Raw genomic sequence first — 26,767 nt, 5'->3', positions numbered from 1 at the left:
AGCTGTCAGGGGTGCCTTTGCGGTTAATTATCTATACCATGGTGTTCTTCCATTTGCCTTTTTTGAACAGGATAAAGGCTGCAAGGGCTATACCTGCCTCAGCTGTGGGAATTGCAATAAAAACACCTGTAGGTCCAAATTCGAGATACTTCGCTAAGAAATAAGCCAGTGGAATCTGAAACAACCAGAAAGCAAATATATTAATCTGGGTTGGCGTCCAGGTATCACCTGCGCCATTGAACGCACTGCTAAATACCATAGCTGCACCATAGATTACAAAACCGATACTCAAAATCTTTAGCGCCTTTCCTGCAATCGCAATTACGGCCAAATCGGATGTAAAAAACGAAGCAAATAGATGCCCGCAGGTCAAAAATACCACACTTACGGTCGCCATGAAAACGATAATATATTTTAGTGTCTGATAAACCGATTGTTCAGCACGCTCTATATGGCCCGCACCCAGATTCTGGCCCACCAGCGTAGCAGCTGCATTACTCAGCCCCCAGGCGGGCAGCATAAAAAACATCATTAAACGCAGGGCTGTCTGGTATCCTGCCGAACCTTCATCGCCACCTGTCGTGGCTACCAGTTCTGCCAGAAAGACCCAACTGCAACTCGCTATGACAAACTGAAAGATAGCAGGTGCGGCAATTTTAACAATGGCTCTGATCTGGCTAAAATCAGGAATAAAATGGCTGACATGTATTTTAAGGGTATTTTTTCCATTGAATAGCTGATATGCCTGGTATATGACTCCAAGGCCACGTCCAATAGTAGTGGCGATTGCGGCGCCTGTTAATCCAAAGGCCGGAATGGGCCCTAAACCATTAATTAAAACAGGGCAGAGGATGATGTTGGCGATATTAGCGATCCACAAACTTCTCATGGCGATGGCCGCATTGCCTGCACCGCGAAATATTCCGTTGATCAGAAACAGTAATACAATGATGATGCTTCCGCCCATCATAATGCGTACGAAAGGGGCGCCATGCTGAGCGGTTTCGCTGGAGGCACCCATCAGGCGCAAAATATCACCAGCGTAAATTAAACCTAATATGCTGATGATGATATTGATCACCACGGCAATAACAATGGTTTGCATACCTGCCTTTGCAGCTGCATCAGGATTTTTCTCCCCAATTCTTCTGGCTACAACAGCAGTAGCTGCCATGCTTAAACCAATGGCGAGGGAATAAATAATGGTGAGTACTGATTCCGTTAGTCCAACCGTTTGTATGGCATAACTACTGTTTTCCAGGTGCCCGACAAAATATAAATCAACGAGCGCGAAAACAGATTCCATTGCCATTTCGAGCATCATTGGAATAGCGAGTAAAATGATCGCACGCTTGATGCTAATGGATGTCAGATCGACTTCATTACCCTTAACTGACTGTACGAGTAAACTAAAAAAAGAAGATAATTTGGCCGGTGTCTTTATTGACTGTGACATATTGTTAGCATTAAAGTATAATAATAACTAGATACTGTAGGCCTGAATCATTTCTGCAGAGACTCTGGTTCCACGACCGGTGTTCAAATCGATGAGCACATAATCAAAGATACCATCAGAAGACACTTTTCCGGTTTTTTTATTGATAATTTCAAACTGTACTGAACAACCTTTTTCATGCATGGTTAATATTCCTGTTCTAATCAGCATTAAATCGTTCATCAGCAGAGGACGCTTGAAACTAATATCTACGCGGCTTACCACCCAGCCCAAACCCTGGTTGGTGAAGTGTTCCCAAGGCATACCATAAAATTTTTCCATTTGCTCGTAACGGGCAGCAAGTACATAATCTAAGTATTTACTGTTGTGAACATGGTTAAACATGTCTATATCATCAGGCCGCACTCGCAGCTCGCTTTCGAAAATGCTAAATTGATTCTTTTCCAAGGTAAATGTTTTGCGCAAAAGTAAGGTATTCGTTCTATTTGTAATCGCTTAAAACAACTCATCCATTAAACAATTCACTCTAGTTTGTTAATACAGAAAAATACTTTATCTTTGCGCCACAATTAATTAATTTTTTATTGCTTTAATATTATTCAAGAAATGTATTTAAGTCCAGAAAAGAAAGCCGAAATCTTTAAACAACACGGCGAAGTAGAAACCAACACTGGTTCTGCTGAAGGTCAGGTAGCGTTATTTACATACCGTATTGCGCACTTAACAGAACACTTAAAGAAAAATCGTAAAGATTTCTCTACACAGTTGTCACTTCAAAAATTAGTAGGTAAACGCCGCGGCATTTTGGCTTACCTATACAAAAAAGATATTGAGCGCTATCGTGCTATCATCAAAACTTTACAGTTGAGAGATATCATTAAACAAAAATAAGCGAATTTTATCAGCAAGAGCCATTCTTTAGGGAATGGCTTTTTAATTTACCTTAAAATATTTTTGCCGGAATTTTATAGATAGGAATTTTTAATCTTATCTTCGTTAGCAAAAACAAAAACATATATAAACAACGGTGTGTAGAAAGAGGAAAACACATCATAATTCTATTTAAATGAATGTAATAAAAAAATCGTTCGATTTGGGCGATGGCAGAATTGTAGAAATTGAAACTGGTAAACTGGCGAAACAAGCCGATGGTTCGGTAGTAGTTAAAATGGGTGACACCATGTTATTGGCTACAGTTGTATCTACTGTAGGTGCAAAACCAGGTACCGACTTTTTACCTTTATCAGTTGATTATCAGGAAAAATATGCGGCTACAGGCCGTATTCCAGGAGGCTTTTTACGTCGTGAAGCAAGATTATCGGACTATGAGGTTTTAATCTCACGTTTGGTAGACAGGGCTCTACGTCCGATGTTTCCAAGCGATTATCACTCTGATACCCAGGTGATGATTTCATTAATTTCTGCTGATAAAAATATCATGCCTGATTGTTTAGCTGGTTTAGCTGCATCAGCTGCATTATCTGTTTCAGATATTCCTTTCAACGGTCCGATTTCTGAAGTTCGTGTTGCTAAAATCGATGGTAAGTTGGTAATCAACCCATACGCCAGCGATTTAGAGCGTGCAACTTTAGAATTTATGGTTGCTGGTTCAGCAAACGATATCGGCATGGTTGAAGGCGAGTGTGATGAAATTCAGGAAGATGAAATGGTTGAGGCATTGAAATTTGCACATGATGCAATTAAAGTTCAATGCGCCATTCAGGTTGAATTAACAGAAGCTACAGGCAAAACTGTAAAACGCGAATATAGCCACGAAGATCACGATGCTGATTTAAAAGCTAAAGTTTACGCTGATACTTACGATAAAGTGTATGCTGTAGCAAAGTCGGGCTCAAATAAAGATGAACGCAAAGTTGGTTTTACGGCCATCATCAATGAGTTTTTTGAGGCAATGCCTGAAGACACTGCTGATTTAACTAAAGCAATGGCTAAACATTATTATCATGATGTACAGTATGATGCCATCAGAAATCTGTTATTAGACGAAGGTATTCGTTTGGATGGACGTAAAACGACTGAAATTCGCCCAATCTGGAGTGAGGTAGGTTATTTGCCTGCGGCACATGGTTCAGCAGTGTTTACACGTGGTGAAACGCAATCATTAACATCAGTTACTTTGGGTAGCAAAGATGATGAACAAATGATTGATGGCGCTTTCTTCAACGGTTATCAAAAATTCTTATTGCACTATAACTTCCCGGGTTTCTCAACAGGTGAGGTTAGACCAAACAGAGGTGCTGGTCGCCGCGAAATTGGTCACGGTGCATTGGCACAACGTTCATTGAAAAAAGTATTGCCTCAGGGTGCTGAAAATCCATATACCATCCGTGTAGTATCTGATATTTTAGAATCTAATGGATCATCATCTATGGCAACTGTTTGTGCCGGTACATTAGCACTAATGGACGCTGGTATCAAAATCAAATCTCCGGTTTCGGGTATTGCAATGGGTTTAATCACTGATGAGAAAACGGGTAAATATGCAATCCTTTCTGATATCCTTGGTGATGAAGATCACTTAGGCGACATGGACTTTAAAGTGACAGGTACCGAAAATGGTATCGTTGCCTGTCAAATGGATCTGAAAATCAACGGTTTATCGTATGAAGTTTTAACCAAGGCATTACTACAAGCTAAGGAGGGTCGTTTACACATCTTAAACGAGATGAAGAAAACGATCAGCCAACCAAATGAGGATTATAAACCACATGCTCCACGTATTGTTTCTTTAGTTATTGATAAAGAATTTATTGGTGCAGTAATCGGCCCAGGCGGTAAAATCATTCAGGAAATGCAACGTGAAACCGGCGCTTCTATCTCTATTGAAGAGGTTGATGGTAAAGGAAATGTTGAGATCTTCGCTGATAATAAAGCGGCAATTGATTCGGCAGTTTCGAGAATTCGTGCCATTGTTGCGAAACCAGAAATTGGTGAAGTTTACCAGGGTAAAGTAAAATCAATTATGCCATTTGGTGCATTTGTTGAGATTATGCCAGGTAAAGATGGTTTGTTACACATTTCTGAAATTTCATGGCAACGTTTAGAAACGATGGATGGTGTATTGAAAGAAGGTGATAAAATCGAAGTTAAATTATTAGATATCGATAAGCAAGGTAAAATGAAACTTTCCCGTAAAGTTTTATTGCCAAGACCAGAAAAACCCGCTGCTCCGCAAGCATAAATAAAATTCAGGCGGCGGGATTCCGCAGTCGGGAGAAAAAAAAAAGCCCTTTCAGAATATAGCTGAAAGGGCTTTTTTTGTTTATGGTTATTTTGTTTAATCAGGATTTTGTAACTTGCCATATTACTAGATATACAATTAACTTGTTGTTGCGCGGCACCAAGCAATGACGAAAACCACCGAGTTGAATGAAAAAGATTATTGCCCCATCCATACTATCTGCTGATTTCGGCAATTTGCAGCGAGATATTGAAATGATCAACGAAAGTGAGGCCGACTGGTTTCATGTCGACGTAATGGATGGTGTGTTTGTGCCAAATATATCTTTTGGATTTCCGGTGATGGCAGCGGTGAAAAAACATGCGCTAAAACCGCTTGATGTTCATTTGATGATCATCGAGCCCGAAAAATACATTCAGGATTTTGCAAAAGCAGGTGCGGACAGGATTACGGTTCATTATGAAGCCTGCACCCATTTACATAGAACAATACAATTAATTAAGGCCGCTGGCTGTAAAGCCGGAGTAGCCTTAAATCCGCATACACCGGTTGCATTGCTAGGCGACATTATTGGCGACCTTGATTTAGTCCTGATCATGTCGGTAAACCCAGGCTTTGGCGGACAGGTATTTATACAAAACACATATAAGAAATTGCAGGATCTGAAGCAGCTTTCGGGGGGAATAAATGATGAGCTGGTTATTCAGGTTGACGGTGGTGTAGGATTGCAAAATATCACTGCACTGGTATCGGCGGGTGCTAATGCATTCGTTGCAGGAAATGCCATTTTTGCAACAGAAGATCCCGCGGAAACCATTTCTAAGATGAAAAGACAAGCGCTGAACCGGTTAAGTGTCTAACCTCGATATTGATTAACTGTTTGGGTCAGTAACTCCCGGCAGCCTTGATTTGCGGTACCATCCTTCCGATATTGAACAAAAAAATGCTCAGACTCCGGCTAACCCTTTTTCTTTTGATTGCCTTTTGCAGCATTTTGTTTGCCCAGCCTCTGGTACGGGTATCTGGCATTGTTTATAATGAGGAGAAACTACCCCTGTCACAAGTTACCGTAATTGTTTTAGGTCAGGCCCAATCTACAATAACTGATGAATTTGGCGTTTACACCATTTATTCCAATTCAAAAACATTCAGTATCAAATATTCTTTACTCGGTTATCAGCAGCAAACCCTGAAATTTACTGAGCATTCTGGAGCGAGAATTACCCGCCAGGTGATCTTAACAGCCAATATCAACGAGCTTGAACAAGTCAACATTACAGATAAGCAAAATCAGCTAAGCAATACCACCACAATCAATATTTCTGATGTTGCCGCGATGCCACTGGTATCTGGCAATTTCGAAACGATGCTGAAAACCTTACCCGGTGTATCGACCAATAATGAACTCAGCGCACAGTATAGTGTGCGCGGAGGTAATTTCGATGAAAACTTAATATATATCAATGATGTAGAGATCAACAGACCTGTGCTAATTAGAAACGGTCAACAGGAGGGATTGAGCTTCATCAACGCTGAACTGGTAAGTAAAGCAAAGTTTTCTGCCGGAGGCTTCGAAGCCAGATACGGGGATAAACTGTCGTCAGTGCTTGATATTAAATACGACCGACCTGATAGCAATCAACTGATTTTAAGCACTAGTCTCCTCAATACATCACTGACTGCTAAACGGGTGTCAAAAAAGAGTTTTTTACTTGCCGGCATCAGGTATAAGAATAACTCCAATGTACTAATCAAGCAAGATGAAAAGGGGAGTTACAACCCGAATTTCGGTGATGTTCAGCTGATGTATCAATATGAGTTTTCACCAAAATTTAACGTCAGTTTTCTAGGCAACATCAACATGGGGCAATTTAAACTTGTTCCAACAAGCCGGGAAACACAATTCGGAACATTAGCCAATACATTGAGGTTAAATGTTGATTACACTGGACAGGAAATTGATGATTACCAAACATTGGGTTCAGCTGTCACCGCAACCTATTCTCCCAAGCCTAATCTGGTAATGAAATTTATTAATAGCTACTTCAATACGGTCGAAAGGGAACGATTTGATATTGATGGTAGTTATATTTTTGACGAGATAGATCAGGATTTCAGGGGCGAAAACTTTGGTCTTGTGACTAAAAATAAAGGAATTGGCAGTTATTATAATTACGGCAGGAATAGTCTGAATACGCAAACCTTTGCATCTGAGGTGAAAGTTGATCAGAATTTCGATAATCATGTATTTTCATGGGGTTTAAAATTTGACCAGTCAAAATACAATGACAGGTTACAGGAATATAACTACACCGATTCGGCGGGGTTTATATTGCCGAACCAATTAAAAAATATAGTTTTGCAAAATGTCATCAATGTAGAAAATAACAGTGACATCAAAAATTACAGTGCTTATATTCAGGATAGTTACTCACTTTCAAATTACGCAGAACTTCAACTAGGGGCGAGGGCAACGTATAGCTCATTAAGCAGGCAGCTGTTCATCAGCCCCAGGTTATTAATTGCATACAGGCCTAATTCTAATAATAAGATCCTGCGTTTTACAGCTGGTGTTTACAAGCAGCCACCATCCTACAGAACCATTCGGGATTTTACCGGCGTGTTGAACATTACCCAGAAAGCACAAAGTTCATACAATACATCAGTAGGTTATGACTATGCTTTTGATGCCTTTGGTACCCGTTTAAAATTTACTTCAGAAGCTTATTTCAAATATTCTGACCGGCTGATTCCCTACAAAATTGATAACCTGCGAATCAAATATCTGGCCAATGAAGTTTCGAAAGGATTTGCTTACGGCGCCGATTTCAGTATTGGCGGAGAGTTTGTCAAAGATCTGGTGTCATATTTCAGAATGTCGGTGATGCATGCGAACGAGGATATAATCGGTGATAGCTACGTTGACAATGGAAAAATGATTTACCCAGGCTATTTAAAGCGGCCGACGGATCAACGGATCAATTTTTCCATATTTTTCCAGGACAGGCTTTTAAACAGTCCAACTTATAAAGTACACCTGAATGCACTGTACGGTTCACGCTTACCCATCGGGCCACCACAAACGGCACGATACCTGGACAGATTTTATATTCCTTCTTATAAAAGGGTAGATATTGGTTTTTCAAAGGATTTTCTGGATGATGCTGCCATGCATAAACCTAAATTCCTCGATAAAAATTTTAATTCAGTTATATTGTTTTTCGAGATTTTCAATATGCTGAATATCAACAACACTGTTTCATACTTATGGCTTAAAGATGTTGACAATGTACAATATGCCATACCAAATTATCTTACAGCCAGACAATTTAACCTAAAACTAATTATCAAATTAAAGCCGTAGACCAGCCTGTATAATTTGTATTAAAGCGGATGATGCTGCTGCACATATCTTTGAAAAAAAAAAACGTAGGTTTTTATTCTTTTTGTAGCCCGAAAAAGCATGTTAAAGGTTAAACGTTTTATTTGCAAAAACTGTAATAAATACATCAATATCTTACTGTTTTTTAACAAAATTTAATTTTTTATGATACGATTTTATAGTCAGAACTCCTTTAAAAATTTTACATTTACGGCCATAAAACATTATATAATAAGATGAAGCATAATTTTGGCGCAGGCCCTTGTATTTTACCTCAAGAAGTGTTTAAACAAGCTGCACAGGCAGTTTTAGATTTTAACGATGGATTATCAATTTTAGAAATTTCGCACAGAACAACAGAGTTTGAGGCAGTTGTTGCTGAAGCGGATAAATTGGTAAAGGAGTTACTAAATGTGCCATCGGGTTATTCCGTTTTATTTTTACAAGGCGGTGCAAGTTTACAGTTTGCAATGGTTCCAATGAACCTACTGGGTGATGGGCAAACAGCCAGTTATTTAGATTCTGGTGTTTGGGCAACTAAGGCCTTAAAAGAAGCCAAATTTATTGGTAACGTAAATGTTGTAGCTTCGTCTAAAGAGTCGAACTATACCTTCATCCCTAAAGATTTTGAAATCCCTGCAGACAGTGCCTACTTCCATTACACGTCGAACAATACGATTTATGGTACTGAGCTTTTTGAAGTTCCGGTAACCAATGTTCCTGTAGTAAGCGACATGTCATCGGATATTATGAGCCGCGTAATCGATGTATCAAAATTTGATTTAATCTATGCCGGTGCACAAAAAAACGTTGGCCCTGCTGGATTGACGATTGTCATTATTAAAGACGAGATTTTAGGAAAAACTGACCGTAAAATTCCTTCAATGTTGAACTATCAGTCTCATATTGACAATGATTCGATGTATAATACCCCACCCGTTTTTTCAATTTATACAGCACTTTTAAATTTACGCTGGTTAAAATCAAAAGGCGGCGTTGCCGAAATTGAAAAAGAAAATAAGGCTAAAGCAGAAGCATTATACAGAGAGATTGACCGCAATCCGTTGTTTAAAGGCACTTGTGCTGTGGAAGACCGTTCAAGAATGAATATTTGCTTTGTAATGGAAAACCCTGAATTGGAAAAACCATTTTTAAAATATGCTGAAGATCAGGGCATCATAGGAATCAAAGGTCACAGAAGTGTAGGTGGTTTTCGTGCATCGATGTATAATGCATTGCCAATTACCAGTGTTCATGCCCTAATTGACGCCATGCAGGCATTTGAAGAAAAACAAGCAAAAGCGAATTAATAAAAGTTTAACAGATAATTGATCCGGTAATTTCCGGTTTAGTCAATTTAGTCAGTGAATCATCAATATGATTAAGATATTAGCAAACGATGGAATAGATCCCATCGGTAAAGAATTACTGGAAAAAGCGGGTTTTCAGGTGGATACAGAAACTATTCCTCAGGATCAACTGAGCGAAGCTTTGAAAAACTATGATGCCATTACGGTTCGTAGTGCTACGAAAGTTAGAAAAGAGCTTATAGATGCCGTTCCGAACATTAAATTGATTGGCCGTGGGGGTGTTGGTATGGATAATATCGACGTAGAGTATGCACGTAGTCAAGGGGTTGCAGTGGTGAATACACCGGCAGCATCATCTTTGTCAGTTGCCGAGCTGGTATTTTCGCATTTATTTACAGGGATCAGATTTTTACAGGACGCTAACCGAAAAATGCCTGTTGAAGGTGCAACCCAATTCAATAACCTGAAAAAATCTTATGCCAAAGGAACTGAGTTAAGTGGTAAAACCATTGGTATTATTGGTTTCGGTCGTATTGGCCGTGCAACAGCCAAAGTAGCTTTAGGTTTGGGAATGAATGTTTTAGCTTACGATTTATATCCTTCTGAATCGGAAATTACTTTGGAATTCCAGGGAGGAAAATCGGTAAGTATTCCGGTAAAAACGGTTTCATTGGAAGAAGTAATTACAGGTAGTGATTTCTTCAGTTTACATACTCCTTTTGCCGATAAGCCAATTTTAGGCGCTGAAGAGTTTAGTAAAATGAAAAACGGAGTTGGAATTGTAAACTGCTCACGTGGCGGAACAATAGATGAACCCGCCTTAATCGAAGCTTTAAACTCTGGTAAAGTTTCCTTTGCCGGTTTAGATGTATTTGACAATGAACCAACGCCGCTTGCTGCCATTTTAACACATCCGAAGATTTCTTTAACACCACATATCGGTGCTTCCACTAACGAAGCTCAGGAGCGCATTGGTACAGAACTCGCAACTTTAATTATTGAGCACTTTAAGAAATAACCTACCGCGCCATTTGGTGGGAAAGATCTTGAATTTCAATTATTTAATTTTAAGGCCAACTGAGAAGTTGGCCTTTTTTCAATCGAGGGCATTCGTAGTTACCCAGTAACGATAGCCCAATATTGCTTTCTGGAATGTGGTTAATTTTGCCGGGTCTTTTTTATACAAACTTGGCAATATCCATTTATTAACCTTCGCCAAAGCTTTAAATAATTCCTTTTTCATTTTACTTTGTTACTTTAAACTTTCTGTTGAAGAAATAAAAACCACCAGCCATGACCAGTAGCAGAAATACGATGATATAATTTGCAGGACTGGTTCCAGCACTTTTAGCCTTGGTTCTGAGTGCTTCATTCTCATCTTGCAACTTTTTGATATTGCGCATGTAACTTTCGATCCTTTCCTGTGAATGATCGGCCACTTCAACCTTTTGCTGGTTCTGCAAATCTTTGTATTCCATCAGGACTTTTAGTTCCTTAAAGATATTATTATCAGTTAAAACCACCTGACGCAATATTTCATTGGAATTTTTAATATCTTTTTTAGTTTGCCAGCCAAATATTCCGCTGCGCTGATTTAAACTTTCATCGTATTGACCAAATTTGGCGCTGCGTTCGGCGAGCATTGTATTCACCTTTTTACGCTGTGCAGAAAAAGCTGAAGTATCCTGTTGAGCCGCCGCCTGAAACGCGAACAATAAACCAAGAAAAAAATAAACGTATTTATTCATGAAGTGTAAACGCGAAAAGGGCAGAAGTTGTTTTAGGAGTGAAACTCCACCCGCACGATATCTCCAAGATGCAGCCCGAGCAAGCCACTTGCCTTGCCTTTGTTGATGGCAATTTCCAGATGGTTACTAATGCCAAATAAGCAAAGCTTTTCGCCTTCCTGTACCTCATTATAGTGCCAGCTCAATTGCGTGATGGTTTCACTTTTCCTGAAGTAAAGGGTAAAGTCGCGGTTCTTTTGTATTCTGGTAAACAGATCTTTAGTGATATTCGTAATCACATTGCAAAATGTATCAATGTAGATGACACTTCCACGGATGATATCTTTCTCAATTACAGGATGTAAAAGCATCTTCTGCTCAATCTCTGCTACAGGTATTCCAATGTCTTTTAATTTTCCGCCCTTTGCCAGGTGAGTGGCTGCTTTCACAAAAATATCAACCAGTGGAAAGTGAAGGTATTTTAGGTCTTGCATGATGTTCAGCTCTACAACATCTTCAGGTACATCATCAAAAAGCAGTGAGAATATGCCATTATCTGCCCCTACAAAAAAGTGATCGCGATGTTTAATGGCAATGTATTTTGTATTTTCACTATATACTGAATCTATCCCTATTAAATGCACCGTTTGCTTTGGGAAGTAGGGATAAGCATTCTTCAAAACGAATGCGGCGTAGGAAATATTGAAAGAGGGTACTTCATGTGTAATGTCAACTAAATTAACATTAGGCATAAGACTCAGCAGACTGCCTTTTAGTGCACTCTGATAAAAATCTTTTGATCCTAAATCTGTTGTTAAAGTAATTATCCCCATTAAAAATTCATTATAATTGCTTATTCTTGTGTAGAGGCATAAGCGAGTGCAAATATTCAAATTTTAATTAATATAGCCCGATAACTTTTTAAAATACTATAGTTTGAACGAATTAAAATTAACTCTGGATACCGTAAATCCTGCTCATTTTTGGGGGGCTAATAACGAGAATTACGAAATGATTAAAGGTGCTTTTGCCAAGTTAAAACTGGTGGCGAGAGGAAGTGATGTTAAGGTTCTTGGTGACGAGCAGGAACTTAAGTCCTTTGAAGAAAAGTTTAATCAGCTGGTGGCGCACCTGGAAAAGTACAGTTCGCTCAGCAATAACGATGTGGAAACTATTTTAGGGGCGAAGGCAAATGGAGTAGCAAAAAAAGATGTGGAACAGCCGACTGGCGGCGGTGGAGAGGTAATCGTATTTGGTACAAATGGCTTGCTGGTAAAGGCGAGAACTGCAAACCAGCGCAGAATGGTGAGTAGCATTGCCAAAAACGATATTCTTTTTGCAATTGGCCCTGCCGGCACCGGCAAAACCTACACGGCGGTAGCACTTGCGGTAAGGGCTCTGAAAAACAAAGAAATCAAACGCATCATTTTAACCCGTCCGGCAGTTGAAGCAGGGGAAAATCTGGGTTTCTTACCTGGTGATTTAAAGGAAAAGATAGATCCTTATTTACGCCCGCTGTATGATGCGCTGGATGATATGATTCCGGCTGAAAAGCTGAAATTCTATATCGAGAACAGAACGATTGAGATTGCACCCCTGGCGTTTATGCGGGGAAGGACACTTGACAATTGTTTTGTGATCCTTGATGAAGCCCAGAACGCTACTGATATGCAGCTTAAAATGTTTTTAACCCGTATGGGTCCGACAGCTAAATTTATTGTAACCGGCGATGTTACGCAGGTAGATTTGCCTAAAAAACAAATGTCGGGTCTTTTTAATGGTTTAAGGATCCTGGAAGATATTAAAGGAATCGATATTATCTATCTGAGCGGTGAAGATGTGGTACGTCATAAACTGGTTAAAGACATCCTGAAAGCTTATGGAGATATTCAGTAAGTAAGGTTTTTTTCCTATTTTTACTGCCTCATGAAAGCACAAAAAGAAACCAATTTCAATTTCCCGAATCAAAGCAGTTTTTATAAAGGTAAGGTACGTGATGTATACACTATCGCCGATCAGTTTATGGTGATGGTTGTATCCGATCGTATCTCTGCATTCGATGTGGTATTACCTGAAGCCATTCCTTTTAAAGGGCAAGTATTAAACCAGATAGCTGCAAAATTTTTAGCTGCTACACAAGACATTGTTCCTAACTGGGTTTTATCTGTACCGGATCCGATGGTAACAATCGGACGTATATGTGAGCCTTTTAAGGTTGAGATGGTTATCAGGGGATATCTGGCAGGACATGCATGGCGTGAATACAGCGCTGGAAAACGTTCTGTTTGCGGTGTCAGCTTACCAGATGGATTGAAGGAAAATGATCAACTGCCTCAGCCCATTATCACGCCAACTACAAAAGCTGCTGTCGGGCATGATGAAGATATCTCAAGAGAAGATATTTTAGCCAAGGGGATTGTTTCACTTACAGATTATGAAAAATTAGAGCAATATACTTACGCACTATACCAACGTGGAACTGAGATTGCAGCGAAAAGCGGATTGATACTGGTAGACACCAAATACGAGTTTGGAAAAGCGGATGGGGTAATTTATCTGATCGACGAAATCCACACGCCAGATTCATCAAGATACTTTTATGCTGAAGGCTATGAAGCCCGCCAGGCTGCTGATGAGCCCCAAAAACAGCTATCAAAAGAGTTTGTAAGAAAGTGGTTAATAGAAAATGGTTTTCAGGGTAAAGAAGGGCAACTGATCCCAGAAATGACTCCTGAAATTGTGACCTCGATTTCTGAACGGTACATTGAACTTTATGAACAGATAGTAGGTGAGAAATTCGAAAAAGCTGATGCTGATGCCATTTCAAACAGGATTGAAGGCAATGTTTTAAAAGCTTTGGAAACGCTTTAAATTTTTATACTTTAGTGCAATAAAGATTAGAAGAGATGAAATTTTCAGTAGATAAACATGATAAATATGTTACCTTGAAGCTCAAAGAACCAAGGTTTACGAATGACAATGCGCCGGGATTAAAATCTGAATTGTACTTACTCAATGCAGAGGGATACAAGAATATCATTGTTGATTTAAGTCATGTAAAGGAATGCAATGATGCACAGGATCTAAGTTGCCTATTGGTAGGAGACAGGCTGTGCAAATCTGTTAACGGACTTTTTATTGTAACTGGTATCAACGATGAAATTGCACCGATTATTGAATTGTCAAACATATTCCATTCTGTAACGTTTGTTAATACACTGGAAGAAGCAACCGATTTCATCTTTATGGATGAATTGGAAAAAGAGTTCAGAGGCGATAAATAGTTATTGAGTTAAATAAAATTAAGGCCTCGTAATGTTAGAATTTACGAGGCTTTTTACATCATACCTATATGAAATTTGAAGTTACGATTCTTGGGAGTAGTTCGGCGACACCGGTTTATAACCGGAACCCCTCTGCACAGCTTTTAAATTGTAACGAAAAATACTATTTGATTGATTGCGGTGAGGGCACACAGCAACAGCTTACCAGATATAACCTAAAAGCTGCTCGCATTGATTATATTTTCATCAGTCACTTACATGGCGACCATTACTTCGGTTTAATTGGTTTGCTTTCAAGTTTGCACCTTAACGGAAGGGTGAAGCCAATGCAGATATTTGGACCCAAACCTTTGTTAGAAATTTTGGAAATTCAGTTCAGGTATTCTGATACTGTTTTAAGGTATCCCATAGAATTCGTACCTATTGACGCTGATGAACCAAGGCAAATTTTTGAAAACCAGGATCTGGTTGTTAAGACTATTATATTAAATCACCGTATTCCCACAACAGGTTTTCTTTTTCAGCAGAAGCAGAGACAGAGAAAGTTGATTAAGGAAAAAACTGATGAAATACCGATGGCGTACTACACGGCTTTGAAAAAGGGAATCGATGTGGAATTGCCTGATGGTGAAATATTAAAAAGCGAGGAATACACTACGCCTCCGGAAGCACCACGAAGCTATGCTTATTGCTCTGATACGATTTACGATGTGCGTTATTTTGAAACGATAAAAGGATGCGATACGCTTTATCACGAAGCTACGTTTATGCATGACCTGTTAGACAGGGCAACAGAAACCCATCACACAACTGCCTTACAAGCTGGAGAGGTGGCTAAAATTAATGGTGTAAAGAAACTACTCATCGGTCATTTTTCATCACGGTACAAAACATTACAAATGCTGCTGGAAGAAACTGAATCTGTATTTGAAAATACCGAACTGGCAGTTGAGGGGAGAACCTTTCAACTGTAAAAAACAAATATACTGATGCGCAAAAAAGGCTTGTGATTATTAATCACAAGCCTTTTTCTTTTCCTGATGAGATTTTGTTTTCTATTTATCTTTATTACCGCCACCAAATACTGAGAAGTGTACGTAACGTTTGGGATTTGCTTTTAAATCAATCATTAAAGCATCCAGGTTTTTGGAAGCATTATTCAGGTTGTTGTACATCTGATCATCCGTTAACAACTGTCCTAAACTACCTTTACCATTCTTAATTCCGGCGATAACGCTCTGCAAATCGGCAATAGCATTGTTTGCATTATCCAATGTTTCTTTAAAATTGGCTGCTGCAAACTTATCGGTAACCGTATTAATATTGGTTAAAATATCACTTATCTTTTTGTTATTGTTATTCAAATTGGCAGTGATTCCTTCAACATTCTTGAAAATGGCTTCGATACGCGCACTTTCTGAACCAACCAAACCATCTACTTTTTTTGAAGTATTTTCCAAAGAAGCAAGGGTTCCTGCAATACTGTTAAAACTTCTGTCTACATTCTTCTGGAAGTTCGGATTCAAAATAGAATTCACGCTGCTCAGAATTGAGTCCATTTTCCCGATAATTAATTCAGCTTTCTTTTGAACCGGTTGCACCTGTTCCATCAATCCTTTTTCTACGTTCGCATTTAGTGTAAATCCATCTTCGGCCATTTTTTTGGAGTTACCTAAAGACATTACGATGGCTTTACTACCCAATAAATCTGTACCTTCTAATCGGGCGATACTATTTTCCGGGATATCATATTTACTATTGATACTTAACGTTGCAAGGATAGTACCGCCAGGTTCAAGCTGAAGTTTAGCCACGCGACCAATTTGGTAGCCATTAATTAAAACGGGTTTTGAAACGGTTAAGCCATCAACTCTGGTATAACGGGCAAATAGTGTAGTTTCGCTTGAAAAGATTGAATTTCCTTTAAGGAAGTTGTATCCAATTATTAATAAAGCAATGGCAAAAGCAGCTAATATTCCTACTTTGGTTTCGTTCTTAATCTTCATGAGTGTTTTATTTATTGGCAACAAGCGCTAAAATTAATACTTTAATACTTGTTTGAGCGCACATTTCGTTTATGATGCTTAAATATGTAATTTTAATTACATAATGCTTACTGCATCGGTTTTGTTTGATTTTCTGTTATAATTTTTGTTTTATTAGTCAATAGTTATCCTTTGCAGTCCCGGCTATTTCACCTCAATATTTTTCTTGTAGGTTTTTATAGCCTCTAAAATGGAACTCGCAACTTCATCCTGTCCTTTTGCCGAATAAATGTACTTCTCTTCCTCAGCATTGGAAATAAAGCCAATCTCGGTTAACACAGCGGGCATGCCACATCTCTGCAACACCAATACACCCTGCTCTTTAACGCCTCTGCTGGAACGTTCATCGCGGCTGATGTATGCATTCTGAATAAGTTTGGCAAATTTAATGCTTTTATCGCGAAAGGTGTTTTTTAATAATGATAAAAGAATAAATGAACTTGGATTCGATGGATCGTAGCCATCGTATTTACTTTTATAGTTTTTTTCGAGCTTGATATCTGCATTTTCACGAATAGCGGCGTCTTGCTCTTTTAGTCGATGTGAACCGGCAACCAAAGTTTCCACTCCTTTGATGTGTTTGTTGCCCGGAGGCATAGAGTTACAGTGTATAGAGATGAATAAATCGGCTCCCGCATCATTTGCAATTTCCGCCCTTCTGTATAAATCCACATCGATATCAGTTTTCCGCGTGAAGATCACTTTTATATCCGGGAGCGCTTCCTTAATTTTTAGGCCAAGCTTTATACTTACTTTAAGTGCTATATCTTTTTCCGTGGAAATTTTTCCAGATGCGCCGGGTTTTCTGCCGCCGTGGCCGGGATCGATTACAATTGTTTTAATTCTGTAACCCTGTGCAGCTAACTCCAATGAGGAAACCAATGAAACGAATAACAGTACTAAAAGCAGTTTAATCTTCATTTATTTAAATTTAGAAAGAAGTTTCAGCAATACGCCTGTAGTTTTTAATGGCTTTGATGATACCACCTACAATTTCATTCTGTCCCTCCGGAGAATTCATATAGTCTTCCTCATCTGGATTGCTTACAAAACCGATTTCGGTTAGCACAGCAGGCATTGAGGCTCTTGCCAATACGGCCAGGCTTTTCTCCTGCACACCGCGGTTTATCCTTCCCGCATTAACATATTCCTGTTGTAACATGGAGGCAAACTTCAGGCTTCGATCCCTGTTGGTTTGTTTCATTAACGAGATCATGATGTCGTTTTCAGGCGTGTTGGCAATAAAACCCTCATAGTTTTTCTGATAGTTATCTTCCAGAAACATGGAGGCATTCTCCCTTTTGATGACCTCATCCTGTTCGCTCATGCGGCCCGTTCCTGAAACAAAAGTTTCCGTTCCCCGCGTCGATGTACTTTTAGACGTAACTGTAGTATATACGGGAACTTTTCTTCCTTTTACTTTTTTATAATAATCGACTGACCTCGAAACGCGAACTGGCATGTCGTTGAGGTGAATGGATATAAATAAGTCAGCTTTTGCATTGTTTGCGATGTTTATCCGTTCGTAAAGCGGAATAAAAACATCCGTTTGCCTCGTGTAGATCACTTTGATATCTTTCAAGCTATCTTGAAGCGCTTTTCCAAGATTAAGCGCAGTTTTTAATGCCACGTCTTTTTCCTTTGAATAAACGCCATGCGTAGCCCCATCCTTACCACCGTGGCCCGCATCAATAACAATTGTTTTGATTTTGTAATCCTGTGCAAAAGCTTGATTATCAATACTGTTGAATAAAGCTAAACAAATAATAAATGTTAAAATGGATTTAAGATACATCAATGGTATATTTTTCACTAATTTTGAACGTTTTTGATTAAACATTTGTGCAAAAATAACATTCAAATACGAATTTGAAACTTCTTAAGAGCTCTATTTTACTAATTTCTGTCATTTTATTAACACATGCTGTTGGTAAAGCAAACGCATTTTCTAACTTTTCATTGCAACAGGTAATTCAACAAGACACAACTAAAAAGGATACCACTAAAAAAGTTGCGCAGAACAATAGTAGTCTCGATCAGAAGGTAGAGTATAAAGCTGACGATTCCATCAGGATGAATAAAGCTAAGAATATCATTTACTTATATGGAAATGCCCGTGTAATTTATGGTGATTTTGAATTAGATGCTGCCTATATTAAATATGACCAAAAGAACAATACTATCTTTGCGAGTGGGGTGAAAGACCCGAAGTCAGGAAAATATTCAGGAAGGCCAATTTTCAAATCCGGTGCAGAAGGTACTGCAATTGCCGATTCAATTTTTTATAATTCTACCACTACACGCGCTAAAGTATATGGTGTATTTTCGGAGCAGGAGGGCGGATTCTTTTCCGGAGGGCAGAGTAAAAAGCAGATAGACGACGAACTTCACGTTAAAAATGTAATGTACAGCACCTGTAATTTGCCTCATCCACATTTTGGTTTAATGATATCAAAGGGAGTAGTGACGGAAAAGCAGATTATCACAGGTCCGGTATACTTAATTTTTGAAGATGTACCTACCTTTTTCGGTTTGCCATTTGCGTTTTTCCCCAAACCAAATAAACGAACGTCGGGCTTTATCTTACCTACGCCCGGGGAAGATGCAACAAGAGGATTCTTCTTACAGCAGGGAGGGTATTATCTTGGTTTGAATGATTATTGGGATGCCAAGCTTCTAGGTTCCATATACACCAATGGCTCTTATGAAACCAGTATATTGAGTAATTACACTAAAAGATATAAATACAGCGGCAACATTAATCTGGCCTACGCCAGCTTTAAAGACGGACTGGAAGGCACGGAGGCCTTTGCCAATCCAACCAAAAACTTCAGCATCAACTGGAGCCATAATCAGAATGCAAACGCGAATCCAGGTACTACTTTTAGTGCCTCGGTAAGGCTGGTTTCAACAGGGCGTAACAGTTATTATAAAAATACGGCGGCAGGAACGACATATGACCAGGCAGCAATTGCAACAGCGACTACTTCAAGTAGCATTAATTATGCAAAATCGTATGCAAATGGGATGAACTATTCGGTAGGAGCATCTACCGATCAGACGATTAGTACCGGTGCTATTTCAATCCGACTGCCAGAAGTGACATTCAACGTTCCGACCTTTAATCCTTTTGATTCAAAAAAACGGGTAGGCGATCAAAAATGGTATCAGAAAATCACCGTTGGATATAGTTTACAGGGAACAAATAAGATAGATACTTACGACAGTTTGCTTTTTAGCAACGACGGATTGAAAAGACTGCGGAGTGGTGTATCGCATAGTATTCCGGTGAACATGTCATTTACTGCTTTAAAGTACCTGAACTTTAGTTTAGGAGGAACCTATAATGAGGTTTGGAACTTTCAACATATTGAAAGAAAGTACACTTCCTTTGCAGATGGGACGTACACTTCCCGACAAGATACTTTAAGCGGTTTCAAACGTGCGGGAAGTTATAACCTGTCAACCAGTCTTTCTACAAAAATATACGGGCGCCGCGACTTTAACCCGGCCGGGAAGATTCAGGCCATGAGGCATGTGATGACACCAAGTGTGTCGCTCAGTTATTCGCCTGACTTTACGCAACCTGGTACCGGACCTTATTTGCCTGCGATAGATCAATACGGTAATCAGATTAGAACAAATGGTTTACCACTGACTTATTCTATCTTTGAAGGTATGGCCCAACCGGGTTCATTTGGAAGTAAAAACGCCTCTATCGGTTTTAGTCTCGACAATACTGTAGAGTTGAAAGTAAAATCGAAAAATGATACTACGGGTACTGGTTCAAAAAAGATTCCGATTATACAAGGGCTTAGCTTTAGTGGTTCTTACAACTTTCTTGCAACTTCGTACAAATTATCAACAATAGGCTTCAGCGGTCGTTCTCAGTTTACTGATAAACTTGGTATCAATTATAGTGGTACTTTGGATCCATATGCATTGGGACCAGATACATTAGGCACGGGTTTACTGATCAGGAGGGATCGCTATTTCTTTCAGGCAGGGAAATTTCTTCCACGTCTGGCAAATTTCGGTTTCTCGTTTGATTATAGCCTGAACCCGGAAGCTTTAAAGCGAAAAAATGAAGCCAATGATAAATTGGGAGATGCGGCAAATAAAAAGGGACTAAACGATATTCAATCCGAACAACTGGCTGCCATTAGCCGGGATCCAAACGCTTTTGTGGATTTTAATATTCCATGGAATTTCTCCTTTTCCTATAGCTTTCAGTACAGTAATGACGGAAATACCACTACATTATCAAATACATTGAATTTCAACGGAGATTTAAATCTTACACCAAAGTGGAAAGTAACATTTAATTCCGGATACGATTTCAAACAAAGCGCTTTAACACCTATGAACCTTGCTATTTACAGGGATCTGCATTGCTGGGATATGAGTGTTAACTGGGTGCCTTATGGTGCTTACAAAAGTTACTCTGTAACGATAAAAGTTAAAGCTTCTATTTTGCAGGATTTGAAACTGAGCAAAAGACAAGGTTTCTACAGTACCTTACAATAAATTTATGTTAGCTGAAATTATAACCATTGGCGATGAAATACTAATAGGCCAGATCGTAGATACCAATTCTGCCTGGATGGCTCATCAGCTGAATTTGATTGGAGTATCTGTTAAACAGATTACATCAGTTTCTGACGATGAGCAGCACATTCTGCAAACTTTAGCAGATGCTGAAAAGCGTGCTGATATTATATTAATAACCGGTGGACTGGGGCCCACGAAAGACGATATTACTAAAAAGACCCTTGCGAAGTATTTCGGGATGGGTTTCCGACGTGACGAAGGGGCCATGGAAATGGTAACCTCTATATTCAAAAAATACAACCGGCCGCTTTTGGATATCAATGCGCAGCAAGCAGATGTTCCTGATGGCTGCGAAGTGATTGTAAACAGAAACGGAACAGCACCGTGCATGTGGTTTGAAGAAAATGATAAGATTTTCGTTTCTATGCCCGGGGTACCCTACGAGATGATGTACCTGATGGATGATGAAATCCTGCCCAGGATTAAATCGAGATTTAAGCTACCTTTTATCGTTCATAAAACTATTCTCACGGCTAATATAGGTGAGTCATTCCTTTCCAAAGAAATTGAGGATATTGAGGATGCTTTACCGGTGCACATTAAGCTTGCTTATCTGCCAAAATTGGGGCAGGTGCGGTTACGTTTATCTGCAAAAGGTGATTCAGAAGCAATTTTAATAGCTGAAGTTGAGTTTTATGCCCAACAAATCATGACCAGGGTAAGGAAGTATGTAGTTGCAGATGAGGATATCCCTTTGGAAAAAGCCATCATTAATATAATGAAGCACGAAGGTTTAACCTTATCAACAGCAGAGAGCTGTACGGGTGGCTACATTGCGCATCTGATCACCCAGCATCCTGGCTGTTCATCGGTTTTCTGGGGCGGGGCAGTAGCCTATGCTTATGAGCTGAAAGAATCAATTTTAGGTGTTAAACAAAGTACTCTTGATACTTTCGGTGCGGTTAGTGAAGAAACGGTTACCGAAATGGCGGAAGGGGCTATTAAACAATTTAAAACAGATTATTCGATCGCCGTAAGTGGAATTGCGGGGCCAGATGGGGGTACAGATGACAAACCTGTTGGAACGGTTTGGATTGCAGTTTCATCAAAAGATAAAACAATTGCTAAAGTGTTTAATTTCAGCAATAAACGCACTCAGAATATCGAGCGTTCGGCTTCTTCGGCTTTGGCAATGCTATTAAATCTACTTAAAGAAGACTTACACAAAGAATAAAAACTGTATTTTTACAGCCTTACCAATACCAAATACTGTAATTTAATATGGCTCAATACGAATTATTGTTACCAAAAATGGGTGAAAGTGTTGCAGAGGCAACTGTAATTAAATGGGTAAAGCAAATCGGCGATTCTATTGATTTAGATGACACCATTCTGGAAATTGCTACCGATAAGGTAGACTCAGAAGTTCCATCGCCTGTTGCCGGTAAATTGGTAAAACAATTATTTAATGAAAATGATGTAGCACAGGTAGGCGAGGTGATTGCAGTTATAGAAACAGACGGACCTGAATCAGTTAATGAAGAGGTTCCTGCAAAGCAGACTCCTGCTGTTGAAGAAAAAGCTGAGCCCATACCAGGTATTGCACAGTTACCGGTTGCGGAAGAGCAGGCGGTGTCAGCCAACTTTAGATCATCTGAAAGATTTTATTCGCCCTTAGTTAAAAGTATTGCTTTACAGGAAAATATTCCGGTGGCAGAACTTGATACTATAACGGGTTCTGGTGCTGATGGCAGATTAAATAAAGATGATTTATTGAATTATATTGCCAGCAGGAATAGTGATAAGCCTGTCCTTTCTGCTACAGTTGTAATGCAGCCTCCTGTACCTCCTGTAGCTGAAAAAGCAGATCCGGCTCAAACACCCGCACCTGGCAAAGCATCAACTACGTCAGTGTCAGGAGGAGATGAAATCATTGAAATGGACAGGATGCGTAAACTGATTGCCGATCATATGGTGATGAGTAAAACCACTTCTCCGCACGTCACCTCATTTGTTGAAGCCGATGTAACCAACATGGTTTTATGGCGTAACAAAGTAAAAAACGGTTTCGAGAAGCGTGAAAATGAAAAGATTACTTTTACACCCATTTTCGTTGAAGCAGTTGCCAGGGCTATAAAGGACTTTCCTATGGTTAATGTATCTGTTAATGGAACTCAGATCATTAAAAAGCGCGATATTAATATCGGTATGGCGGCTGCCTTACCAAGTGGTAATTTGATTGTGCCTGTTATCAGAAATGCAGATCAGCTTAATCTGATAGGGTTGACCAAAGCAGTAAATGACCTTGCAGGCAGGGCACGCAATTCTAAACTAAAACCAGATGAGACACAAGGCGGTACGTTTACTTTAACAAATGTGGGATCTTTTGGAAATATCATGGGTACACCGATAATTAACCAGCCTCAGGTTGCTATTCTGGCTGTTGGTGCCATTAAAAAGAAGCCTGCGGTATTGGAAACTGAACAGGGCGATGTGATTGCAATCCGACATATGATGTTCCTTTCGTTATCTTATGATCACAGGGTAGTAGACGGATCGCTGGGAGGAATGTTTGTACGTAGGGTAGCAGATTATCTGGAAGCGTGGGACATCAACAGGGAGATTTAATCAAATCTCTGTTAAACTTCGACAACCTGATTTGGGGTTACGGCAAAAATTTGCTCATTTGTTTTAGGGTAGATATTATACAGACCAGTGAAAGTACTAAAGGCAGGGAGCACAGCGTAGCTGCTACCAAAATAGAAACAAGGAAACTTTAGTTTTTGTTTAGCCTTACCCACAACGGTGACGCCGGGATGGATGTGTCCGCTTATCGGGTATAATTCTTCTTCGGTACACATCGGTGCATCATGGATAAAACAAAATGGACCCAGGCAGTAGCTTGGCTCATGAATATCAATCTGCATTAAAGCATAGTCTGCATTTGCCAAACGATCATGGTTTCCTTTGACCAGTAAGAAACTCACGTCGCGGTATTGTCTTCTCCATTCAGAGAATTCATCAATATCACTATTCAAACCATGATGAAACATATCACCGTTAATCAGCAAGGTAGCAGGTTTATAACTCTCAATAAGTAAGCCTAATCGAAACAGGTCATTTTGAGCAATAGTTGAAGGTACCTGTACGCCCGCAGAGCGAAAATGGGCAGATTTACCGAGGTGCAGATCGCTGATGGCTAAAAGTTGATGCTGGGGTAAATATAAAGCCCTTTCTTTGTCTAAAATCAGTTCTTCACCGTGGCTTATAATGGTCATTAATTAGATTTATATATTATTTAAACTTTTCAGACTCTGCTTTCATTCTGACAATTCTTTGTTCCAATTCTTCTGAGCTCATGTTTTCACGTAAACTGTCTACCTTAATTGGGAATGATAGCGGGGTAAAACTTTTAGGATGTGTAATAATGATCGTAGCATTCTGAATCCGCTCGAGTGCCGAAGCTAAACGAGGCTCTTCCAGTTGCTGATAAAATACTTCATCGTAAGCCTGCCGCAAAAGTAAATTATGTTTATCATAATCACTAAAAACATTAAAAAACAAACCTGCCGATGACTGGAGGTGTTTGTTGGCTACATATTTCCCCGGATACCCTTGAAACACCAAGCCTGAAATACAGGCGATATCGCGGAATTTTCGCCTGGCCATTTCTGTGGAATTTATGCTCAGGGTAATATCTTCCGTAAGATTTCTTGGGGAAAACACATCATAGGCGATAGCATCGTCCATTGGTATTTCAATGTCGCTTAAAAGTTCGAACCCATAATCATTCATTGCTATAGAAAAACTTATAGGCAAGAGTTTACTTAGCCGGTATGCCACCAGGGCCGCGAGCACCTCGTGTACCAGACGTCCTTCGAACGGATAGGCAAACAAATGGAAGCCCTCCTTATTGTTGATCAGTTCGATGAGTAATTCATCATTGCGTGGCACGTGCGAACGTTTTTCCTGTAATAAGAATAAGGGATAAACCGAATCCAGTTCCTCATCCTGATGGGTTTTATCTAATGCTTCATTATATTTTTTTCGTAATACAGAGCCCAGGTTAGAAGATAAGGGCAAACGTCCGCCATTCCAGCTCGGGGATATAGCATTTTTCTGTTTGCTCACCCTAACGATTACAGTCATGTCTTTTACCTGTACAAATTCGAGTACCCTCCCGGCAAGCCGAAAATTATCGCCGGCTTTTAAACGCGTAACAAAATATTCCTCAACCATACCAATGTAGCCTCCGGAGAGAAACTTTACTTTGAGCATGGCATCACTAACAATTGTGCCAATGTGCAGCCGGTGTCGCATGGCCAGTTGCCGGCTTTTTACTTTCCAAAGTCCATCATCATCTTTGGTAACCTTTTTAAATTCATTGTAAGCGCTTAAACTATCGCCACCTGAAGTGATAAATTGCATCACCCATGTCCATTCTTCAGGTAGAATAAGCCTGAATGCATGTGTATTCCGGATCTCCTCATAAATCACTTTGTCGTCAAACCCATCACCAATGGCCAGGGTTACCAGATATTGTACCAGTGTATCGAAAGTCATGATAAATGGTTCGCGGCTTTCGATATTATTGGTTACGGCTGCTTCTTTAATGGCAGCCGCTTCTACCAGTTCTAAAGCATGTGTGGGTAAGAAATATATTTTTGAAACTTCGTGAGGGGAGTGACCAGAACGACCGGCACGCTGAAGAAACCGGGCTACTCCTTTCGGCGAACCTACCTGCACAACCGTATCTACCGGTTTAAAATCGACACCCAGATCTAAAGATGATGTTGCAATAACAGCTTTAAGCGCTCCGGTGTGTAGCGCATCTTCAATCCAGTTGCGCAACTCGAAGTCGATAGAACCGTGGTGAATGGCAATTCGTCCTGCCAGCTCAGGCTCGAGATTGAGCAAATGCTGATACCACATTTCTGATTGCCCGCGGGTATTGATAAAAATTAACGTGGTTTTGCTTTTTTCAATAATCGGTAATAATTTGTAGGCAAGCTTTAAACCCAGATGCCCGGCCCAGGGTAATGTTTCAATATCATCAGGAAGGATTGATTTTATCTGGATTTTTTTTTCAAGATCGGCTTTTACAATAATCCGTTGGGCTGTAGTATCCGGCTCCAATACCTCTAAAGCTTCTTCTATATTTCCAATGGTTGCGGAAATCCCCCAAACCCTTAAAAACTGATTTTTTTCAAGTTTTTGCAGGCCTTTGATTCTCGATACGGCAAGTTCAACAAGTACACCACGTTTACTCCCCAATAGCTCGTGCCACTCATCAGCAACAATACATTTTAGATTTTTAAACAGTGTTGAGGATCCTTTTTGGGCCAGTAACAGATGTAAACTTTCAGGGGTAATCAATAAGATTTCGGGCATAGACTTTTTTTGCTGTACCTTTTCGGCCTGAGAAGTATCTCCGTTTCTTACTCCAACGTGCCAATCCAATTCAATTTCCAGCAATGTTTCCCGCATGGCCCTGGCAATATCTTTGGCCAGTGAACGGAGAGGGGTAATCCAGATCAGCTGAAGCCGGTCTTTCGCCTTCTTATTGCTGGCTTCAGAAGCATTTAAGGCTTCTATCACTACAGCCAGAAACAAAGAGAACGTTTTACCGAAACCAGTTGGCGCATTTACCAGTCCGCTGTAGCCGTTGAGATAATTCTGCCAGGCATCTTCCTGAAATTTAAACGGTTTACGACCATTGGCTTTAAGCCACTGCTTAACTGTTTTATAGCCTTTGGTTTTCGTTTGATCCATATAGGGGAAGAAATTTACTGATATTTATTAATCTTATT

The 26,767-nt window shown here is 39.7% G+C and carries 23 protein-coding genes; 13 read left to right on the top strand and 10 right to left on the bottom strand.

The window, feature by feature from the left end:
* Positions 1 to 31: 31 nt before the first annotated feature.
* Positions 32 to 1,456, bottom strand: coding sequence for an MATE family efflux transporter (locus tag AC570I_RS18005; RefSeq protein ID WP_497406565.1), 1,425 nt, complete (start codon positions 1,454 to 1,456; stop codon positions 32 to 34).
* 27 nt (positions 1,457 to 1,483) lie between these two features.
* The gene (locus AC570I_RS18000) at positions 1,484 to 1,903 is read right to left on the bottom strand and encodes an acyl-CoA thioesterase (protein ID WP_047797869.1); all 420 of its coding nucleotides are present in this window, start codon (positions 1,901 to 1,903) and stop codon (positions 1,484 to 1,486) included.
* Positions 1,904 to 2,062: 159 nt separating this feature from the next.
* Here AC570I_RS18000 and rpsO point away from each other — a divergent pair, with 159 nt between their 5' ends.
* The 6 genes from rpsO (at position 2,063) to AC570I_RS17970 (ending at position 10,368) form a co-directional block, all read left to right on the top strand.
* Positions 2,063 to 2,347, top strand: coding sequence for a 30S ribosomal protein S15 (rpsO, locus tag AC570I_RS17995; RefSeq protein WP_047797868.1), 285 nt, complete (start codon positions 2,063 to 2,065; stop codon positions 2,345 to 2,347).
* Positions 2,348 to 2,522: 175 nt separating this feature from the next.
* Positions 2,523 to 4,658, top strand: coding sequence for a polyribonucleotide nucleotidyltransferase (gene pnp, locus AC570I_RS17990; protein WP_047797867.1), 2,136 nt, complete (start codon positions 2,523 to 2,525; stop codon positions 4,656 to 4,658).
* Between the two features lie 188 nt (positions 4,659 to 4,846).
* On the top strand, positions 4,847 to 5,518 hold the full coding sequence (gene rpe, locus AC570I_RS17985; RefSeq protein ID WP_497406564.1) for a ribulose-phosphate 3-epimerase: 672 nt from the start codon (positions 4,847 to 4,849) through the stop codon (positions 5,516 to 5,518).
* A gap of 83 nt (positions 5,519 to 5,601) precedes the next feature.
* Positions 5,602 to 8,022 carry a TonB-dependent receptor gene (locus tag AC570I_RS17980; protein WP_497406563.1) on the top strand — a complete coding sequence of 807 codons (2,421 nt, stop codon included), beginning with the start codon at positions 5,602 to 5,604 and terminating at the stop codon, positions 8,020 to 8,022.
* Between the two features lie 254 nt (positions 8,023 to 8,276).
* Positions 8,277 to 9,350, top strand: coding sequence for a 3-phosphoserine/phosphohydroxythreonine transaminase (gene serC / locus AC570I_RS17975; protein ID WP_047797864.1), 1,074 nt, complete (start codon positions 8,277 to 8,279; stop codon positions 9,348 to 9,350).
* A gap of 67 nt (positions 9,351 to 9,417) precedes the next feature.
* Positions 9,418 to 10,368 (top strand): D-2-hydroxyacid dehydrogenase, encoded by a 951-nt coding sequence (locus AC570I_RS17970; protein ID WP_197082323.1) that lies wholly within the window; start codon positions 9,418 to 9,420, stop codon positions 10,366 to 10,368.
* Between the two features lie 78 nt (positions 10,369 to 10,446).
* On the opposite strand, the gene AC570I_RS17965 is transcribed toward AC570I_RS17970, so the two are convergent.
* Genes AC570I_RS17965 through AC570I_RS17955 form a run of 3 tightly spaced genes read right to left on the bottom strand, consistent with a single transcriptional unit; the run spans position 10,447 to position 11,910 of the window.
* Positions 10,447 to 10,593: a hypothetical protein gene (locus AC570I_RS17965; RefSeq protein ID WP_197082321.1), complete on the bottom strand. Its 147-nt coding sequence runs from the start codon at positions 10,591 to 10,593 to the stop codon at positions 10,447 to 10,449.
* A gap of 1 nt (position 10,594) precedes the next feature.
* Positions 10,595 to 11,098: a hypothetical protein gene (locus AC570I_RS17960; protein WP_497406562.1), complete on the bottom strand. Its 504-nt coding sequence runs from the start codon at positions 11,096 to 11,098 to the stop codon at positions 10,595 to 10,597.
* 32 nt (positions 11,099 to 11,130) lie between these two features.
* Positions 11,131 to 11,910, bottom strand: coding sequence for an SAM hydrolase/SAM-dependent halogenase family protein (locus tag AC570I_RS17955; RefSeq protein ID WP_047797862.1), 780 nt, complete (start codon positions 11,908 to 11,910; stop codon positions 11,131 to 11,133).
* 103 nt (positions 11,911 to 12,013) lie between these two features.
* On the opposite strand from AC570I_RS17955, the gene AC570I_RS17950 reads away from it, so the two are divergent.
* The 4 genes from AC570I_RS17950 to AC570I_RS17935 all read left to right on the top strand — a co-directional run bounded on the left by AC570I_RS17950 (position 12,014) and on the right by AC570I_RS17935 (position 15,335).
* On the top strand, positions 12,014 to 12,973 hold the full coding sequence (locus AC570I_RS17950) for a PhoH family protein (RefSeq protein WP_047797861.1): 960 nt from the start codon (positions 12,014 to 12,016) through the stop codon (positions 12,971 to 12,973).
* Between the two features lie 30 nt (positions 12,974 to 13,003).
* Entirely contained in the window at positions 13,004 to 13,948 is a 945-nt protein-coding gene (locus AC570I_RS17945) for a phosphoribosylaminoimidazolesuccinocarboxamide synthase (RefSeq protein WP_497406561.1), read from the top strand.
* Between the two features lie 35 nt (positions 13,949 to 13,983).
* Positions 13,984 to 14,361 carry an STAS domain-containing protein gene (locus tag AC570I_RS17940; RefSeq protein ID WP_047797859.1) on the top strand — a complete coding sequence of 126 codons (378 nt, stop codon included), beginning with the start codon at positions 13,984 to 13,986 and terminating at the stop codon, positions 14,359 to 14,361.
* Positions 14,362 to 14,429: 68 nt separating this feature from the next.
* Positions 14,430 to 15,335, top strand: a complete 906-nt coding sequence (locus AC570I_RS17935) for a ribonuclease Z (RefSeq protein WP_047797858.1) — start codon at positions 14,430 to 14,432, stop codon at positions 15,333 to 15,335.
* An 81-nt stretch (positions 15,336 to 15,416) separates the two neighbouring features.
* On the opposite strand, the gene AC570I_RS17930 is transcribed toward AC570I_RS17935, so the two are convergent.
* From AC570I_RS17930 to AC570I_RS17920, 3 genes are all read right to left on the bottom strand, one after another.
* Positions 15,417 to 16,367, bottom strand: a complete 951-nt coding sequence (locus AC570I_RS17930; RefSeq protein ID WP_047797857.1) for an MlaD family protein — start codon at positions 16,365 to 16,367, stop codon at positions 15,417 to 15,419.
* Positions 16,368 to 16,550: 183 nt separating this feature from the next.
* On the bottom strand, positions 16,551 to 17,327 hold the full coding sequence (locus AC570I_RS17925; RefSeq protein WP_497406560.1) for an N-acetylmuramoyl-L-alanine amidase family protein: 777 nt from the start codon (positions 17,325 to 17,327) through the stop codon (positions 16,551 to 16,553).
* 10 nt (positions 17,328 to 17,337) lie between these two features.
* A complete protein-coding gene (locus tag AC570I_RS17920) occupies positions 17,338 to 18,201 on the bottom strand; it encodes an N-acetylmuramoyl-L-alanine amidase family protein (RefSeq protein ID WP_047798055.1) in 864 nt (287 codons plus the stop codon).
* A gap of 74 nt (positions 18,202 to 18,275) precedes the next feature.
* Between AC570I_RS17920 and AC570I_RS17915 the strand changes: the two genes are divergently transcribed.
* From AC570I_RS17915 to AC570I_RS17905, 3 genes are read left to right on the top strand one after another with little or no spacing between them, the layout of a single operon-like run.
* Positions 18,276 to 20,933: a putative LPS assembly protein LptD gene (locus AC570I_RS17915; RefSeq protein ID WP_497406559.1), complete on the top strand. Its 2,658-nt coding sequence runs from the start codon at positions 18,276 to 18,278 to the stop codon at positions 20,931 to 20,933.
* Between the two features lie 4 nt (positions 20,934 to 20,937).
* Complete coding sequence (locus AC570I_RS17910; protein WP_497406558.1) at positions 20,938 to 22,191, top strand: competence/damage-inducible protein A; 1,254 nt, start codon at positions 20,938 to 20,940, stop codon at positions 22,189 to 22,191.
* A 47-nt stretch (positions 22,192 to 22,238) separates the two neighbouring features.
* Positions 22,239 to 23,585, top strand: a complete 1,347-nt coding sequence (locus AC570I_RS17905) for a dihydrolipoamide acetyltransferase family protein (RefSeq protein ID WP_497406557.1) — start codon at positions 22,239 to 22,241, stop codon at positions 23,583 to 23,585.
* An 11-nt stretch (positions 23,586 to 23,596) separates the two neighbouring features.
* Here the strand turns inward: AC570I_RS17905 and pdeM are convergent, their stop codons facing one another.
* Together pdeM and AC570I_RS17895 are read right to left on the bottom strand one after the other, a co-directional pair.
* A complete protein-coding gene (pdeM, locus tag AC570I_RS17900; RefSeq protein ID WP_497406556.1) occupies positions 23,597 to 24,235 on the bottom strand; it encodes a ligase-associated DNA damage response endonuclease PdeM in 639 nt (212 codons plus the stop codon).
* Between the two features lie 16 nt (positions 24,236 to 24,251).
* Positions 24,252 to 26,729: a ligase-associated DNA damage response DEXH box helicase gene (locus AC570I_RS17895; protein ID WP_047797851.1), complete on the bottom strand. Its 2,478-nt coding sequence runs from the start codon at positions 26,727 to 26,729 to the stop codon at positions 24,252 to 24,254.
* Positions 26,730 to 26,767: the final 38 nt, after the last annotated feature.

The organism is Pedobacter sp. A2324 (genome assembly GCF_059693705.1).
This window is presented reverse-complemented; position numbering and strand designations above follow the sequence as displayed.